This is a genomic window from Enterocloster aldenensis, assembly GCF_003434055.1.
Taxonomy (GTDB): Bacteria; Bacillota; Clostridia; order Lachnospirales; family Lachnospiraceae; genus Enterocloster; species Enterocloster aldenensis.
Genome location: NZ_QVEX01000020.1, coordinates 23,602 through 38,831 on the forward strand (window position 1 = coordinate 23,602; position 15,230 = coordinate 38,831).

Annotated in this window: 16 protein-coding genes; 3 read left to right on the forward strand and 13 right to left on the reverse strand. The window is 50.3% G+C overall.

Features of this window, described 5'->3' with window-relative positions; genetic code table 11:
• Nucleotides 1-44 precede the first annotated feature (44 nt).
• The 8 genes from feoB to DWX59_RS28920 form a co-directional block, all read right to left on the reverse strand.
• Complete coding sequence (feoB, locus tag DWX59_RS24865; RefSeq protein ID WP_117562665.1) at nucleotides 45-2,219, reverse strand: ferrous iron transport protein B; 2,175 nt, start codon at nucleotides 2,217-2,219, stop codon at nucleotides 45-47.
• 84 nt (nucleotides 2,220-2,303) lie between these two features.
• Entirely contained in the window at nucleotides 2,304-2,525 is a 222-nt protein-coding gene (locus DWX59_RS24870) for a FeoA family protein (RefSeq protein ID WP_117562668.1), read from the reverse strand.
• A gap of 37 nt (nucleotides 2,526-2,562) precedes the next feature.
• Nucleotides 2,563-2,772, reverse strand: a complete 210-nt coding sequence (locus tag DWX59_RS24875) for a FeoA family protein (protein WP_117562670.1) — start codon at nucleotides 2,770-2,772, stop codon at nucleotides 2,563-2,565.
• 194 nt (nucleotides 2,773-2,966) lie between these two features.
• Nucleotides 2,967-3,647 (reverse strand): DUF554 domain-containing protein, encoded by a 681-nt coding sequence (locus DWX59_RS24880; RefSeq protein WP_117562672.1) that lies wholly within the window; start codon nucleotides 3,645-3,647, stop codon nucleotides 2,967-2,969.
• Nucleotides 3,648-3,666: 19 nt separating this feature from the next.
• A complete protein-coding gene (locus DWX59_RS24885; protein WP_117562674.1) occupies nucleotides 3,667-4,089 on the reverse strand; it encodes a MarR family winged helix-turn-helix transcriptional regulator in 423 nt (140 codons plus the stop codon).
• Between the two features lie 177 nt (nucleotides 4,090-4,266).
• Complete coding sequence (locus DWX59_RS24890; RefSeq protein WP_117562676.1) at nucleotides 4,267-5,067, reverse strand: protein-ADP-ribose hydrolase; 801 nt, start codon at nucleotides 5,065-5,067, stop codon at nucleotides 4,267-4,269.
• Between the two features lie 24 nt (nucleotides 5,068-5,091).
• Nucleotides 5,092-6,039: an SIR2 family NAD-dependent protein deacylase gene (locus DWX59_RS24895; RefSeq protein ID WP_207660466.1), complete on the reverse strand. Its 948-nt coding sequence runs from the start codon at nucleotides 6,037-6,039 to the stop codon at nucleotides 5,092-5,094.
• Complete coding sequence (locus DWX59_RS28920; RefSeq protein ID WP_166460298.1) at nucleotides 6,018-6,194, reverse strand: hypothetical protein; 177 nt, start codon at nucleotides 6,192-6,194, stop codon at nucleotides 6,018-6,020. Before DWX59_RS28920 ends, DWX59_RS24895 begins: the two co-directional genes overlap by 22 nt.
• A 66-nt stretch (nucleotides 6,195-6,260) precedes the next feature.
• Between DWX59_RS28920 and DWX59_RS24900 the strand changes: the two genes are divergently transcribed.
• A complete protein-coding gene (locus DWX59_RS24900; protein WP_117562681.1) occupies nucleotides 6,261-6,584 on the forward strand; it encodes a winged helix-turn-helix transcriptional regulator in 324 nt (107 codons plus the stop codon).
• Nucleotides 6,585-6,641: 57 nt separating this feature from the next.
• Here DWX59_RS24900 and DWX59_RS24905 read toward each other — a convergent pair whose 3' ends face one another.
• The 4 genes from DWX59_RS24905 to DWX59_RS24920 all read right to left on the reverse strand — a co-directional run bounded on the left by DWX59_RS24905 (nucleotide 6,642) and on the right by DWX59_RS24920 (nucleotide 11,311).
• On the reverse strand, nucleotides 6,642-7,037 hold the full coding sequence (locus DWX59_RS24905; protein WP_117562684.1) for a pyridoxamine 5'-phosphate oxidase family protein: 396 nt from the start codon (nucleotides 7,035-7,037) through the stop codon (nucleotides 6,642-6,644).
• A gap of 141 nt (nucleotides 7,038-7,178) precedes the next feature.
• Nucleotides 7,179-7,763, reverse strand: a complete 585-nt coding sequence (locus DWX59_RS24910; RefSeq protein ID WP_235845173.1) for a Uma2 family endonuclease — start codon at nucleotides 7,761-7,763, stop codon at nucleotides 7,179-7,181.
• Nucleotides 7,764-8,134: 371 nt separating this feature from the next.
• Nucleotides 8,135-10,384, reverse strand: coding sequence for a bifunctional diguanylate cyclase/phosphodiesterase (locus DWX59_RS24915; RefSeq protein WP_117562686.1), 2,250 nt, complete (start codon nucleotides 10,382-10,384; stop codon nucleotides 8,135-8,137).
• Between the two features lie 174 nt (nucleotides 10,385-10,558).
• Entirely contained in the window at nucleotides 10,559-11,311 is a 753-nt protein-coding gene (locus DWX59_RS24920; RefSeq protein ID WP_117562688.1) for an SseB family protein, read from the reverse strand.
• Nucleotides 11,312-11,601: 290 nt separating this feature from the next.
• Here DWX59_RS24920 and DWX59_RS24925 point away from each other — a divergent pair, with 290 nt between their 5' ends.
• Complete coding sequence (locus DWX59_RS24925; protein WP_117562691.1) at nucleotides 11,602-13,647, forward strand: VIT and vWA domain-containing protein; 2,046 nt, start codon at nucleotides 11,602-11,604, stop codon at nucleotides 13,645-13,647.
• Entirely contained in the window at nucleotides 13,622-14,431 is an 810-nt protein-coding gene (gene xrtK, locus DWX59_RS24930) for an exosortase K (RefSeq protein ID WP_117562694.1), read from the forward strand. The genes DWX59_RS24925 and xrtK overlap by 26 nt, the downstream gene beginning before the upstream one ends.
• A 77-nt stretch (nucleotides 14,432-14,508) precedes the next feature.
• Here the strand turns inward: xrtK and DWX59_RS24935 are convergent, their stop codons facing one another.
• Nucleotides 14,509-15,228 carry an aspartate/glutamate racemase family protein gene (locus tag DWX59_RS24935; RefSeq protein ID WP_166460299.1) on the reverse strand — a complete coding sequence of 240 codons (720 nt, stop codon included), beginning with the start codon at nucleotides 15,226-15,228 and terminating at the stop codon, nucleotides 14,509-14,511.
• Nucleotides 15,229-15,230: the final 2 nt, after the last annotated feature.

Consider the following 15,230-nt stretch of genomic DNA (forward strand, 5'->3'; position numbering starts at 1 on the left):
ACAGTACTTCACAGGTTCATATATAATTTACATACAATCCGTTATTATGCTGCTGATTTTGCTCTCACACCCAGGTTAAGGGTTTTGCTTTCTTTATATGGCCTGAACAGCAGGTAGATGAACAGTGCCACCAATACAATAGCTGCAATGGCTCCGATTCCAAAGCTTCCGGTTAAAAACCAGGTGCCCAGCTGATAAATGCAAAGGGATACAGCATAAGCCAGGATGGTCTGATATCCGATTGCAAACCAGGTCCATTTTGCGTTATTCATCTCACGCTTGATGGCACCGATGGCCGCAAAGCAGGGGGCGCACAAAAGATTGAACACCAGGAAGGAGTATGCGCTGACAGCTGTAAAACTTCCTGCCAGGGTTCCCCAAATTTCCTCTCCGTCCTCCGCAACCTCTGCAAAGCCGTAAAGGATACCGAATGTACCAACCACGTTTTCTTTTGCAACCAGCCCTGTGATAGCTGCAACCGCTGCCTGCCAGTTGCCCCATCCAAGAGGAGCAAAAATCCATGCAATGCCCTGTCCAATGGATGCCAGGATACCGCCAGACAAATCTTCCACCATTCCGAAGTGTCCGTCCACAAAACCAAAGCTGGATGTGAACCATACAAAGATGGTGGACAAAAGGATTACGGTTCCTGCCTTCTTAATAAAGGACCAGCCCCGCTCCCACATACTTCTGAGCACATTGGAAACAGTAGGCATATGATAAGCCGGAAGCTCCATAACAAAGGGAGCAGGGTCGCCCACAAACATCTTTGTCTTTTTAAGGATGATACCGGAGCAGATAATTGCCGCGATTCCAACAAAGTAAGCACTTGGTGCAACCCAGGAAGCACCGCCGAATAAAGCACCTGCAAACAAAGCAATGATTGGCAGCTTTGCGCCGCAGGGGATAAAGGTTGTAGTCATGATGGTCATCTTGCGGTCCCTGTCATTTTCAATGGTACGGCTTGCCATGATTCCCGGAACGCCGCATCCAGTACCAATTAACATAGGGATAAAGGACTTGCCGGATAAGCCGAACTTGCGGAAAATCCTGTCCATGATAAACGCAACCCTTGCCATATAGCCGCAGGCCTCAAGGAATGCCAGGAAAATGAACAGTACCAGCATCTGAGGAACAAAGCCAAGGACAGCGCCCACACCCGCAACAATACCATCCAGAATCAGGCTGGACAGCCAGTCAGCACAGCCCACAGCAGCGAGGAAGCCTTCAACGACAACCGGTATGCCCGGAACCTCCATTCCAAGCAGGCTGAAGCCTTCTCCGAACAGGCCGTCATTGGTCCAGTCAGTTGCCCATGCCCCTACCGTGGAAACAGATATATAATATACAGCCCACATAACCAACGCAAATATGGGAAGGGCCAGCCAGCGGTTGGTAACAATATGGTCAATCTTATCTGATGCACTCAGCTTCTGCCTGTTCTTCTTCACATAGCATTTATTGATGATAGATGTAATATATGTATAGCGCTCATTGGTGATAATGCTCTCAGCATCATCATCCATGGCATCTTCCGTGCCTTTGATAAGCCTTTCCACATCCGGAACCATGGTCATATGGGCAGCGATTTTGTCATCGCGTTCAAACAGCTTGATGGCATAAAAACGTTTCTGTGCATCCGGGATATCAACTCCCAGGCTTGCCTCAATCTCATCCAGCACATGCTCCACATCCGCGCCGAACTCATGGACAGGCGCTGTCTTGCCGCTGGCCTTGGCCAGTTCTACTGCCTTGGCAGCTGCATCCATAATGCCGGTGCCCTTTAGGGCTGAAATCTCAACCACAGGACAGCCCAGTTCCTTGCTCAGGGCGTTTATATTAATCTGGTCGCCGTTTTTCTGAACAATATCCATCATGTTCACAGCCATGAGCACGGGAATCCCTAACTCCATCAGCTGTGTGGACAGGTAAAGGTTACGCTCCAGGTTTGTACCATCTACAATATTCAGGATTGCATCTGGGCGTTCCGTAATCAGATAGTTTCTTGCAACCACTTCTTCCAGTGTATAAGGTGACAGGGAATAAATTCCCGGAAGGTCCATGATGATTACTTCCTTGTTCCCCTTCAGCTTTCCTTCCTTCTTTTCAACCGTAACACCAGGCCAGTTTCCTACAAACTGGTTGGAACCCGTCAACCCGTTAAAAAGAGTTGTCTTACCGCAGTTTGGATTACCGGCCAAAGCAATTTTTATTGACATTTTCATATCCTCCTCTTCCTCTTATTGAGAAAATTTATCAATAAATTAGTATTAACTAACTCATCGTCTTAAAAAAAGCAGCCCCTACTGCACTTCAATCATTTCTGCATCTGCTTTTCTCAGCGATAACTCGTATCCTCTTACATTGACTTCAACCGGATCGCCAAAGGGTGCCACCTTACGGACAAATACCTGTGTCCCCTTTGTAATTCCCATGTCCATAATCCTGCGTTTTACAGCTCCTTCACCATGAAGCTTTACCACGCATACCGTATCGCCGCACTTAACCTCTTTTAATGTGTGCATTTTACAACACTCCTTTCTTCTTCATACCCCTATTCGGTTATATCATTATTTTATTAGCCATTTCCTTGCTGATTGCTACACGGGCATCCTTCACGTTCACAATCACATTACCATTATTGACAGAAATAACTGTCACATTGGTACCTGGCACAAACCCCATATTCTCCAGATGGCGGCGCACTTCCTCTTTTCCGCCTACCCGCTTGATGGATGTCACTTCACCCTCTCTTGCCATTGTCAAAGGCATACGAATCACTCCTCTTCTCTGTTGATGTGATTATATTCTTGTAGTCATACAGTCCTGGAAAGTTATGGTATCCTAACTGCATCTCTAAGTTAGCACTGATTAACTCAAATGTCAATGATTTTTTTCAATTTTTCTAAGATATATCCATGAAGAGGAAGGAATCTTTTAACACACCCCAGGTCCAGGCTTTCTGTTTACAAAAACAGGGAAAAGGGAAATACCAGTACAAGGGAGGGCAGGATATTCAGCACCCTGGACCGCTTGATATCCGCAATCTTAAGCCCCACGGCCAGCGTAATGATCCCTCCGCATGCCTTAAAGTTGGACAGCATGGTTTCTGTCACAAACGGCAGTATGTAAGACGCCCCGGCAAACAGCAGGATGCCTACCAGGAATTGCGGTATGGCTACAAATCCCACCAGATATCCGGCCGTCGTCCCGAATATGACTGCCGTAAAAAAGTCCATGATTGCCTTGGCAATCAGCACGGAATGGTCCCCTGTCATGGCGGAATTCATGGCCCCGAAAATGCCTGTGCCGCTAAAACAGAACAGGATGATCATGCTGATAAGCACATCCAGCTGTCTGTCATCCAGACTCAGGGGAAGCCTGGATTCCAGGCCGTGAAGTCCGTGCATCAGGTTTGTTTCCAGATTCAGGAGTTCCCCGATGACCGTGCCGATGATAACGGCCAGGATAACAGCCGACAGGCTTTCAAGGCGGATAATCAGCGTAACCCCCATGGTGATGGCGGATAATCCGAAAATGCCTGGCAGGGACTCCTTTAGCTTATCCGGAAAATAATCCTTTAAAAAGGCCCCCATAAGGCCTCCAATCAATACTGCAGTGCAATTAATCATAATACCGTATGGCATGCTGTCCGCTCCTTTTCTGCTATTTCATTGGCCGGTCCGTCAGACGCCGGTGGATTTTCCCATATAATTCCATAAACTGTTCCACTTCCTCCTCCGGCATTCCATCAAAGGTCTGTTCCTCAATGTTCTGGAATGCTTCCATGACCCGCTGCTGCTGCTGCCTCCCCTTTTGTGTAAGGAAGATGTGGAAGGTGCGGCGGTTCCCGTTCAGCCGTCTGCGCTCAATCAGCGCCTTGGCCTCCATGCCGTTGAGCACGGATGTAAGCGTGGCCGCCTCAATATAGCAATGTGCCGCAATCTCCTTCTGGCTGGCCCCGTCGTGATACCCCAGATAATCCAGAACTTTTGGCTGGCCTGCTGTCAGCCCGGTTTCCTCAAGGATTTCCATCAGCATCCTGTTATAAATTGCATGATTTGCCATGACCATGTAGTGGAATGTCATGATTTCCCCTTTCAAAATGATTAGATTTCTAATTATTATAATTCTAATCATTTTTCCTGTCAAGTCCCCTGTTCATGATTCAGGACAATGATTCAGGTCCCTGGTCCAAAGGAGCGGCACCGAAAAACAGGCATCCATGCCTGCTGTTGCACAGTACATGGATGCCTGTCCATGATATCATTCGCTGGGATGATGCCCATCCCACACAATCCGTCTGTAAAGCTCCCGGTCCGTATCTGTAAACACATTGAATATGACCTGCCTGAGGGAGGAATCATGCTCCAGGAACCGCGATACGGTTTCCACCGCAATCTCTGCCGCCTTTTCCTGCGGGAAATGAAATACGCCGGTGGATATGCAGCAGAATGCAATGGACTGGATGTCATGCTTTACAGCCAGTTCAAGACACGCCTCATAACACCCTGCCAGAAGTCTGCAGTCCTTCCTGCCAAGGGGGCCTGTGATGTTTGGTCCCACCGTATGCAGCACATACCTGGCAGGGAGATTAAATCCAGGTGTGATTTTAGCACTGCCAACCCGCTCCTCCTGTCCCTGGGCCCGGATGATATCATTGCATGCCAGCCGCAGCTGGACTCCCGCATAAGTATGGATCATATTGTCAATACAGGAATGGCAGGGATGGAAGCAGCCCAGCAGCCCACTGTTGGCGGCATTGACAATGGCATCCGCTTTCAGCCGCGTTATATCTCCCTGCCAGAGAAAGACACGCCTGTCCTTACCCACGTTTTTAAGGAAACGGCTGTCCACCACGCCACGCCTTCTTACCTCCTCCGACAGGTATTTATCCTGTACGGACAGGAAATCCGGCCCCGCCGGCATGGGCGGCCGCAGGTTAAAAAGGGAGCGCAGGAGTCTCCACCTGGCTTCCTCATCCCCCGGGATGTCCATGTGCCGGTACTGGGGCATCTCTGTCAGCAGGACCTCAATCAGATACTCCCGTTCCTCCTCATGTGTCACTGAAACCACTCCTTTCTTTACAGCCTATTTCCCAGGACCGCTTCCCTCTCCTGCCCGGTCCCCCAAGGCTGCACTTATATCCTCAAGACATACCGCCAGGTCCATGTTGATCCCCACTGCCCGGCTTCCCAGGCTTTCGGGTACCGCTGCATCATCAAGATTCAGGCGGATCAGGCTCCACCCGCTGTTTTCGCACAGCATTTTCTCAAATGGGAAACGGATGATGGCCGGGGTGTTGAATCCAACCCCCAGTTCCAGCAGCGCCAGCCTGCGTCCAGCTGCCCGTTTCAGGAAATCCCCATACCTTCCCGCTGCCTGATGCCAATGTCCATCTTCCACAAAATACCCGTCGCACCGCAGGTTCATGGTCATGGGACCATTGCAGACAGGACATCTCGGCACCATGCCGGAGGGAATCCTGCAGTCCTTGGCAGCCTGGTCCATGCGCACGAAAAGTCCCGTTGCATCGTAGGTTTTCTGGTGGCAGGCTTTTGCGCACTGGATTAGCCCATAGTCCCCCTGGGTTGCAAAGATATCCTCGTCCTTAAACCCGGCTTTCCAGAACTGATGGTCCACATTGGTGGTCAGCACAAAATGCTCTCTTTTGCGCATCATCTCAAAGACCTTGAGATATAAGGGCAGGGCCGGCGGTTCAATCCGGTTCACATAAGCATGCCTTGACCAGTAAGCCCATCGTTCCTCCTGTGTCGGAAATGGATAAAAGCCTGCCGCGTACATATCCCTCATGGCAACGGGGCCGTACCGGCCAATGAATTCACTGAAATTATCCGTAAAACGGCGCCCGCCATAGACAAGTCCTGCTGCCGCGGAAAGCCCTGCCCCTGCTCCAATCAGAACCGCATCCGCCTGGTCCAGCAGGTCTGCCGCCCGTCTGACCTGCTCTTCATATGGCGCTTCCTGATACACGTAATCCCCGGCAGGTGTTCCCCTTAAAAACCGCATCCAATCCATACCCTTCCACTCCCTTTCCATCCATCAAATCCTTCATCCAACTGCGCCAGAGGGCCATATCCAAAGGGCCATATCTCCACCCGTCTGCCGCAGTGCAGGTTGTTTTCCTGCCTGATTGCCCAGAAGATACCTGCCCTTGCAAAAAAATCCCCCATGGTCTATAATCACCATATACATCCCTCTGTCACTGTACATCTACTAATATACCAGGAGGTACATAAATGGAACATACAAAAAACATCCCCGACTGTCCGGTGGAAATGACCCTGCAGCTCATCGGAGATAAATGGAAAGTCCTTATCATACGCGACCTGCTGACCGGGACCAAGCGTTTCAATGAGTTAATGCGCTCTGTAAGCGGGATAACCCAGAAGGTCCTTACCAGCCATCTCAGGGCCATGGAAAAGGATGGCCTGGTTACCCGTACCGTTTACCCTGAGGTCCCGCCCAAGGTTGAATATACGCTGACCGGGACCGGATACAGTTTAAAACCCATTCTGGATTCCATGTATGCATGGGGCAATGAATACAAATCCGGTCTGTGACGCAATACACATGGTTTGGGCGGGAGTAAACATCAAGCTCCCTCCCTTTTGCAGGAGCTAGAACTCATAGGGAGGATTGCCGGAAAAATCGGCAATCACGCCATGGGGATGTTCCAGATAAAACACAGTGAATATCGGATTATCCGCTGTGCCGTACTGTCCCTTCACAATGGGGTTTCCCATGCAGGCCTCCTTAACTTCCATGTTGTCTTCAAACACAGCCTTTCCATGCAGGCGCATCCAGGCAAAGGCGGCATCGGCAATGCTCACCTCAATCTCCGGGTTCTCCTGCATATCCTTATAAACATCTTTCTGGTTGTTGGTGCAGAACCAGAGTTTCCCATCCTTTTCCAAACAGAACATGAACGGACGGCATTTTGCCTTTCCATCCCTTCCAACCGTTGCCAGATACTGTACGGGATTTGCCTGTAAGAATTCAACTACTTTCTGCATACTGTCTGTCTCCTTTATCATCCATCATTTTGGGGAATGGCCATTTCCTATGGACTTATTATAAAGGAGGCCGGTTCTTCCTGTAAGTACGCACTTTAAAGTGGGATAGCTTCCCAAAAGTAACTTAGTATCTGATAGATACTATCTGGCAAATCCAGAAAAGTCGATTACCAGGTCCTCAAACCCAATAGACCCCACCTTATCCTCCCACCCATAGCTGAACACCTTCTCATGCTCAAAGTCATAGATGAGGATTACATCCTTTTCCATATCCAGAATCCAGTACTCCCGGACACCTGCGGACTGGTACTTGTTCAGCTTCAGCAGATAGTCCCTGCTCCTGGTGCTGGGGGATACGATCTCAGCTATCAGGTCCGGCGCGCCATGGCAGCCTTTTTCATCCATCTTGCTGTTATCACATACCACCATCAGGTCCGGTTCCAGATAGGTATAGCCATCCTCATCCAGATACAGGGCCAATGGCGCCGGGTAAACCTGGCAGCCGCAGTTCTTTTCCTTGATATAATTCCAGATATTTCCAGACAAAAACATCACCAGCCGCTGGTGCGTCCTGGTCGGCGCGGCCATATAATACAATCTTCCGTCAATCAACTCCGCCCTTACATCCTCCGGCAGCGCCTCCATATATTCCACATTATAAATCTGCTCCTGTGCCAATGCCATATTTTTTTTAATTACCTCTTCCTCTCCCATATACGTGGGCATAGCTGCGCCTCCTGTCAGTATAGCTGTTTTCTTTCAGTATACCTTACCGCCAGCCCATATGTCTAATTATTTTTCTGCTGTCCGGTCTTTCACTGCATGTGATGTCCCTACCATAAGCCCATATGCCCACCTCCCCCGATGCTCCTTCTAAATATAATGGAAATTTGGAACAGAAACGTCCCATGAACCTGCCGGTCGTGAAAACCAGCGATGTATGTCATCAAAATAGCACAATCCGTCCCCCTTGTCAATATTAAAAAGACCAGACATCTGCGTATCCCCATCAAATGTCTGGTCTTGATTTTAAATCCAATTAAATCCATTTCAATCCACAAACTGACTCCGCAAACATAAAACCTGGCTTCTGCTGCTCAGACATCCTTGGGAACCAGGGGGGTCCTCCCCTGTTCCTTCACCAGTCTGTCAAATTCCTCCAGCGGCATGGGCTTAAAGAACGTATATCCCTGTACCACATCACATCCGCAGTGCCTCAGGAATTCCACACTGTCCCTGTCCTCCACGCCTTCGGCGATGGTCTTGATGTCCAGTTCCTTTGCCATATGGATGAAATTGGAGATTACAATCCGCTCCCTGCCCATATCCCTGCTCTTGTGAAAGAACATGATATCCAGCTTCAGCACGTCGATGGGCAGATTCTTCAGCAGGTTAAGGGAACTGTAACCCGAACCGAAATCATCCAGGGAACATGTAAATCCATTGTACTGAAGCTGCCTCACAATGTCAGAAAACATATCAGTGTCGTTTAGCAATACGCCTTCGGTAAATTCCAGTTCCAGGCACCTGTCCGGAATCCCGAACCGTTTCTTTGTCTCTGAATAGTATTGGATGAAGTCCTTCTGTAGCAGACCCACCTTGGAAACATTGACCGCAATGCTGATTGGGTGTCCGCCCTTATCCAGATACCCTCTGTACCATCTGCAGACCTGTTCAAACATATACCGGTCCAGCATCACAATCCGTCCGCTCTTCTCAAACAGGGAAATGAACCGGTCCGGAGGTACAAGCCCCCTGGAGGGGCTGAGCCAGCGCACCAGGGCCTCTGCGCCTGACAGGCAGTTATTGTTCTGGATATTAACCTTGGGCTGCATGTAAACTTTGAATTCACCGGCTTTAATGGCTTTCTCAGCTTCTGATTCCAGGATGGAATCCTCTATCTGGCGCTTCCTGAGCCCGCTGTCATACAGGGCAACGTTGCTCCCCGGCTTTTTCTTGGCAATCTTATGCGCCATATTGGCATAATTCATCAGCACATCTATGGAAAGCTTTTCATCTCCCGGACTGAGCCGGTAAATCCCCACAGACAGTTCAATAAACGCCTGGCTTTCAACGCCTGCATTTTTTATATGGTCCAGTACTCCCTGGAACCTGATGTTGAGGCCGCCCTGATCCTCATACTTTACAATACCCGCAAAATTATCCGCGGATATACGGCACACGATACAATCCTTATCTTCCAGCCCCTTAAGATATTCTGATATGAGCCTCAGGATCTTATCCCCTTCTTCATATCCAAGTATGTCATTGATGAACTTAAACTTTTTTAAATCCCCGTACCACAACAGGTAGGAGGACAGGTCATTTCTTTCCATAAACGGCTTCACATCCAGCTTAAAGCCGTCAAAATTGCGCAGGCCTGTAAGGGAATCCCTGTATGCCAGGTCCATGAGCATTTTCTGGGTCCTGGCAGCCATGCTTCGCTGCCTTGAAAGGAACAGGGCGAACAGACAGCAGGACACCACGATGATTGTCATGATCCCGGCGGCTGTCTCCGTGTACCTGGCGCGCAGCACACGGTCAGGCACCATGCTGTGCAGGTACCAGCGTCCCTCCAGAAGCGGGATGATGACGGATACCTGCTTCCTGCCGGTCCGGTCCAGCATGTCAAAGGATGCGGTCCCTCCTGTTCCAACCGCCTCCCTTATCAACTCACGGTTCTCAGGCAGGATGTCCCCGGGATAGGCATTGATGGAACGCAGCACATAATCCCCGTCCCCATTGACTATGTTGGAAAAGCCCTGTCCGCTGAGCACGGGGGCATCCAGGATCCGGCGGAGCACGTCCGCGGAATGGACGGCGCATAATACGCCCATGGTCCCCCCTTCCGAATTGGGGATATTGACCCCATAATAATTCACATAACGGTCTTTCCTGCGTTCATCCTGGTATATATCCGATACCGTGCTGGTTCCATAAAGGGCATTTTGGAAAAACTCCATGTCGCGGAAGCTGATTTCATAAATACTGCCATCTAAATCCACCAGCCAGGCGCTGCCGTCCGGCCGGGCAAACCCCATTCGGATAAAAGCATTGTCATTATTGATTTCCTGCAGGATTGGCAGCAGCTGTTCCCGTTCCATTCCCCCTATCTCGCCCAGGATTACCGCAAGCCCCTCCAGTGTCTGAAGGTCTCCCTGTATCTGCTTAATGATGGTGGTTTTTTTCTGTTCCGCAGCATTATACAGCGCCTCGATATTCTCACCCTGGTTCTTTCTGATCATCTGCACCAGAAACAGCAGGCTGCTGGCAATAAAACATGCGCACAGTAACAGGGGAAGGATTGTATCCCATATCCTGTGCTTGCTTCTGTCTGACCCTTTCATCTCATATACCCCGGCCTTTTCTCAAAGTAATATCCATACAATACCGATTATTCAGGTAATATTATAATAATATATCCGGAAACAAATGGCAATCAAAAAAACAGGCAGCAAGACTGCTGCCTATAACCTGGTATTCTGTCCATGGACAGGCCATGGACTTAATGACCATATGGCTTACTGTTTTGCCCGTTTTACCTGAAGCGGCATCCTGACTCCCATGGGGTTAAGGAGCACGCCCGTGGCCTCCGCCACAAGTATCTGGGGAATCCTGTCAGCTGTCACCACAATGGGACGGAGCTGATTCTCTTTATTGAACTTCTGGAATTCCATGATATCCGTAAAAATCGCCTGGTAAACTTCCTTGTCATTTAACTTCACAACCGGAATCCCATTCCCCTCTTTCTGGACAGCGGCAATGAAGCTTCCTTTGCTGAAGTAGTTGGAAATTTCATCCTGCCATTCCTTAATCTGAGGATTCCCCTCCTGGACAGACGGTTTCCTGGTTTCCTGCATATAATAAAGGGCAGTCAGGTGCAGGGAGGGATTTTCCACCAAAAGCTTGCCCTCCGGGTCCTGCTCCGGTTTATTACGTCTTACAAAATCAGCCAGCTGAATCCGTGTCTGTGTATCCCCTTCACTTACCAGAAGCGCATTGATGCCCATGGTGTACAGGCTGGTATAGAACAGCAGCATCTGCCTCTTCTCCAGTTTTACAATCCCCACAGGTATCCCTGCCTCATTCAGCTGTTTTGCCTTCCCTTCCGCATCCTGCGCGCTGAAAAACATCATGATTTCATCATCAAAGGTTTCAGGGTCACAGACCACATATGGTTCCTTGGTGCACCCTGATACCAATGCCCAGAGTGATTCCGCAGTTTTAAGGCGCTGTATGATTTCCTGATTCCCTGTGTTTTCATTGTTGTTCATTTGTTTCTCTCCTTTTCTACCTTGTTAAGTGCATCCGTGCAGGATCCTGTACGGCCTTGTCCCTCTGCACGGAACACTTAAACCAGACTATCGTTTCTTATTATATCATTCCTTTCACTCATATGCCATTTATTTTATAAATCTTTTCTATTACGTTTCTATTACCTTTATTTTCATCCCATTTTTCGATTTGATACAACTTTGATGCATCTTTGATGCTTTTTTGATGCATGGGTATTGTAAATTAAACAGGAAGCCAGCTCCACTATAAGACAATTGAGGTGTCCGATATGAAAAAAAAGAAAACATGGCTGTTTATACTTTCTTTAATACTGCTCCTGTCCCTGTGCCCTGCCGCCTATGGCGGGGAAGACGGCAATGACCCGGTTGACAAAACCCTTGCCCCTTATTTCCTGGTTGAAGGGGCGGACCCATCCTCTGACAGCTTTCCGCTAAAGGACACAAAGGTGTCAACCACCATAAACGGCGTCATAGCCGAAACCTATGTTACCCAGACCTATGGAAATGAGGGCAGTGTCCCTGTAAATGCAAGCTATGTCTTTCCTGCCTCCACCAGGGTCTCTGTCCACGGTATGAAAATGCAGATTGGAGACAAGGCTGTCACTGCCAGGATAAAGGAAAAGGAAGAGGCGCGCCAGGAATTCACCGCTGCTAAAAGCCAGGGAAAAAGCGCGTCCCTCCTTGAACAGCAGCGCCCCAACGTATTTACAATGAAGGTAGCCAACATCATGCCCGGTGATACGGTAAATATCGAACTGCATTATACGGAAATGCTTGTCTTAACTGAAGGGACCTACGAATTTGTATTCCCTGCGGTTGTGGGTCCCCGGTACGTAAGCCCTTCATCGGACCAGAAGGAGGGCGGGCATGAATGGGCAGCCGCGCCCTACCAGGAAAAAAACGCTGCGCCCAAGGGAACCTACGACATTGCGGTCAGCCTTTCCACAGGCGTCCCCATTACCGGCCTGGCCTGCGCCTCCCATAAAATCAATGTGGAGCAGCCCGTTGATTCCTCTGCCCGGATTGCGCTGGGGGATCCGGCCGATCATGGCGGGGACCGGGATTTCATACTCCGCTGGCAGCTGGCCGGACAGGCGGTAAAAAGCGGCCTTATGCTGAATACCGGTGAAAAGGAAAATTTCTTCATGCTCATGGTCCAGCCCCCGGAACGTGTATCGGCAGAAGACATCCCTTCCCGTGAATATATTTTTGTCCTGGATGTGTCCGGATCCATGTTCGGATATCCGCTGGACACTGCCAAGGAACTGATTGAGGACATGGTTTCCAACCTGCGTGAAACAGACACCTTTAACCTGATACTTTTCTCCAATAACGCCATATGTATGTCGCCGGAATCACTGCCTGCCACGGATAAGAATGTGGGGCAGGCCATTGACCTGATCAACCGCCAGAAAGGAGGCGGCGGCACCGAGCTGGCACCGGCCCTGAAAAAAGCAGCCGGGATTCCCATGGATCCCAGGGCAGGCACCGTCTCCCGCAGCATCGTGGTCATCACGGACGGTTATATGTCTGACGAACAGGCCATATTTGACATTGTATCAGGAAACCTTGACACCACCAGCTTTTTCTCCTTTGGCATCGGGACCTCCGTGAACCGTTACCTGATTGACGGCATTGCCAGGGCGGGAGGCGGCGGATCCTTTGTTGTCACGGATCCGGCTGAAGCAGCGGATACGGCCAGGCTCTTTGAGACCTATATACACTCGCCTGTTTTAACGGACATCCATGTGGACTATGACGGATTTGATGTCTACGACATCGAACCCACGGCCATTCCCACCCTCTTTGCCCAAAAACCCATTGTCCTGTTTGGGAAATGGCGGGGCCGGCCCGCCGGCGCCATACACATCACAGGAAAGTCCGGGACCGGGGATTACAGCCAGACAATCCAGGTTTCAGAAACAGCGGCCTTAGGCACAAACACCGCCATCCCCTATCTGTGGGCACGCACCCGTGTGGAAAACCTGATGGATTATGGATTCAACGGCGGGGATGAGGAAGCTGTCAGGAAAGAAGTGACCGCCCTGGGCCTTGACTACAGCATGATGACTTCCTATACCTCCTTTGTGGCAGTGATGGATGAAGTGCGCAACACCACAGGTGAAGGCAGGGATGTGGACCAGCCGCTGCCCCTTCCCCTGCATGTGTCTGACCTGGCCGTGGGCAGGGGATACACCATTGGCTCCGAACCGGATATCCTGCTCCTTGCAGCGGCTGCGGCTCTTATATTGATTTTGAATATCCGGAACACCACTGCAGGCAGCAATCATGCCGGAGGTAAGAATGATGGCTGAGACATCCATGCCGGGCTCTTTTAAAATATTCCCTATCCTCAGACAGAACTGGCCATACTATCTCACCGGGACAGCTGTCATAATCATCATCAAGGTTTTTTACGGACACGCGGCCGCCAGCCGGCTAACATGGATCCTGACCCCCACGGCCTGGTGGGTCAGGACCTTAAGCAGGATCCCGTTTGAATATGACCCCATTGCAGGATATGTGAATTATCCCCTCCGCTTTATCATTGCGCCATCCTGTTCCGGTGTCCAGTTCATGATGATTGCCATTGCCATGCTTATTTTTTCTTATGTTCACCGCATGGATACAAAAAAGAAAAAAATCATCTGGACCCTTTTCAGTTTCGGGATATCCTATCTGTCCACTGTGTTTATCAATGGGTTCCGAATCCTGCTGTCCATATACCTGCCTGCCTCGCTGCCGGTCTGGCTGCACAATCCCCGGCTTTACGAGGGGTGGCTGACCCGCGGACGGCTTCACACCATGACCGGGGTGGCTGTGTATTTCACATCCCTGTTCATACTGTATCACGGCGCAGGACATATTTCAGGCAAACCATTCCCCACATGGTCCCCGCCCCTTTTCTGGTATGTCTTCCTTGTGCTGGGCCTTCCTTTCCTTAACAGAGCATGCAAAAACAACGGGCCCCGGTTCCTGGAATACGCAGCGCTACTGGCAGCCGTATGCACGGTTATCCTGTTCCTGTTTTTTCTGGCAGGCAGGATGAGACGGCATTTTATGAAACGGCATGGAAATACTGCCGTGGACAAAAACTGACCAATACATGAAGATTCCCCTGCCTGACGGCATCCAGCCGGTCAGCAGGGGAATCTATATCAATCTGTCTTATGATATCACAGTTCCACATGGCTGGCGTTGCGAAACACAGGGTACACTGCCGTTGCATGCACCAGTCCCAGCCTCACACTCATCTCCGCATATGCAGGCGCGATAAACGCAGGGTCGATGACCTTGACCGGAAGCTCCTTTTCCAGCATCTCCCCATAACCTGCCATGCCCAGGCAGCCCAGGATAACGCCGTCCGCCTGTTCTTCCCTGACAGCTTTTTCGCAGACCTGTTTCAGATACCGTGCGGTTGCCCCGGGGTCAGCCCTCAGTTCCCCGATGGGAATGTCCAGCGCCCTCACGGAAGTCATCTTTTCCCTGGCAATCCCGTTGCGCATCAGCCTGCGGTATGTCCTTGGGATGTTGGCGCTCTCCGTGGTGATTACCACGAACCGGCTGCACAGCAGGCTGGCCGCGCAGAGGCTGGTCTCCCCTGGCCCGATTACCGGGATCCTCACATTCTCCCGCACCGCGTCAATCCCCACATCGCTGAAACAGTATATGACAATGGCGTCATATCCTTCCTGCTCAGCTTTTATGCTTTCCTTCACAAGCTCCGGGGCTGCAAATGCCTCATCCGTGTTGCAGTCCAGCTCGTCCGGCCCTTTCTTTATACAGTCCACGGATATGGTCACGCCCTTTGACACGGCGGCTGACAGCATCTTTTCCCTTTGGTCCATGGTCTCCCGGTCCATGGCCTTGTCTGTCATGATTACTTTAATCTTCATGC

Bases quoted from the DNA above. Each gene is read 5' to 3' on its own strand.
- feoB (WP_117562665.1), bottom strand. From the start codon at position 2,219: ATGTCAATAAAAATTGCTTTGGCCGGTAATCCAAACTGCGGTAAGACA.
- DWX59_RS24870 (WP_117562668.1), bottom strand. From the start codon at position 2,525: ATGCACACATTAAAAGAGGTTAAGTGCGGCGATACGGTATGCGTGGTA.
- DWX59_RS24875 (WP_117562670.1), bottom strand. From the start codon at position 2,772: ATGCCTTTGACAATGGCAAGAGAGGGTGAAGTGACATCCATCAAGCGG.
- DWX59_RS24880 (WP_117562672.1), bottom strand. From the start codon at position 3,647: ATGCCATACGGTATTATGATTAATTGCACTGCAGTATTGATTGGAGGC.
- DWX59_RS24885 (WP_117562674.1), bottom strand. From the start codon at position 4,089: ATGACATTCCACTACATGGTCATGGCAAATCATGCAATTTATAACAGG.
- DWX59_RS24895 (WP_207660466.1), bottom strand. From the start codon at position 6,039: ATGGATTGGATGCGGTTTTTAAGGGGAACACCTGCCGGGGATTACGTG.
- DWX59_RS28920 (WP_166460298.1), bottom strand. From the start codon at position 6,194: ATGGGGGATTTTTTTGCAAGGGCAGGTATCTTCTGGGCAATCAGGCAG.
- DWX59_RS24900 (WP_117562681.1), top strand. From the start codon at position 6,261: ATGGAACATACAAAAAACATCCCCGACTGTCCGGTGGAAATGACCCTG.
- DWX59_RS24905 (WP_117562684.1), bottom strand. From the start codon at position 7,037: ATGCAGAAAGTAGTTGAATTCTTACAGGCAAATCCCGTACAGTATCTG.
- DWX59_RS24910 (WP_235845173.1), bottom strand. From the start codon at position 7,763: ATGCCCACGTATATGGGAGAGGAAGAGGTAATTAAAAAAAATATGGCA.
- DWX59_RS24915 (WP_117562686.1), bottom strand. From the start codon at position 10,384: ATGAAAGGGTCAGACAGAAGCAAGCACAGGATATGGGATACAATCCTT.
- DWX59_RS24920 (WP_117562688.1), bottom strand. From the start codon at position 11,311: ATGAACAACAATGAAAACACAGGGAATCAGGAAATCATACAGCGCCTT.
- DWX59_RS24925 (WP_117562691.1), top strand. From the start codon at position 11,602: ATGAAAAAAAAGAAAACATGGCTGTTTATACTTTCTTTAATACTGCTC.
- xrtK (WP_117562694.1), top strand. From the start codon at position 13,622: ATGCCGGAGGTAAGAATGATGGCTGAGACATCCATGCCGGGCTCTTTT.
- DWX59_RS24935 (WP_166460299.1), bottom strand. From the start codon at position 15,228: ATGAAGATTAAAGTAATCATGACAGACAAGGCCATGGACCGGGAGACC.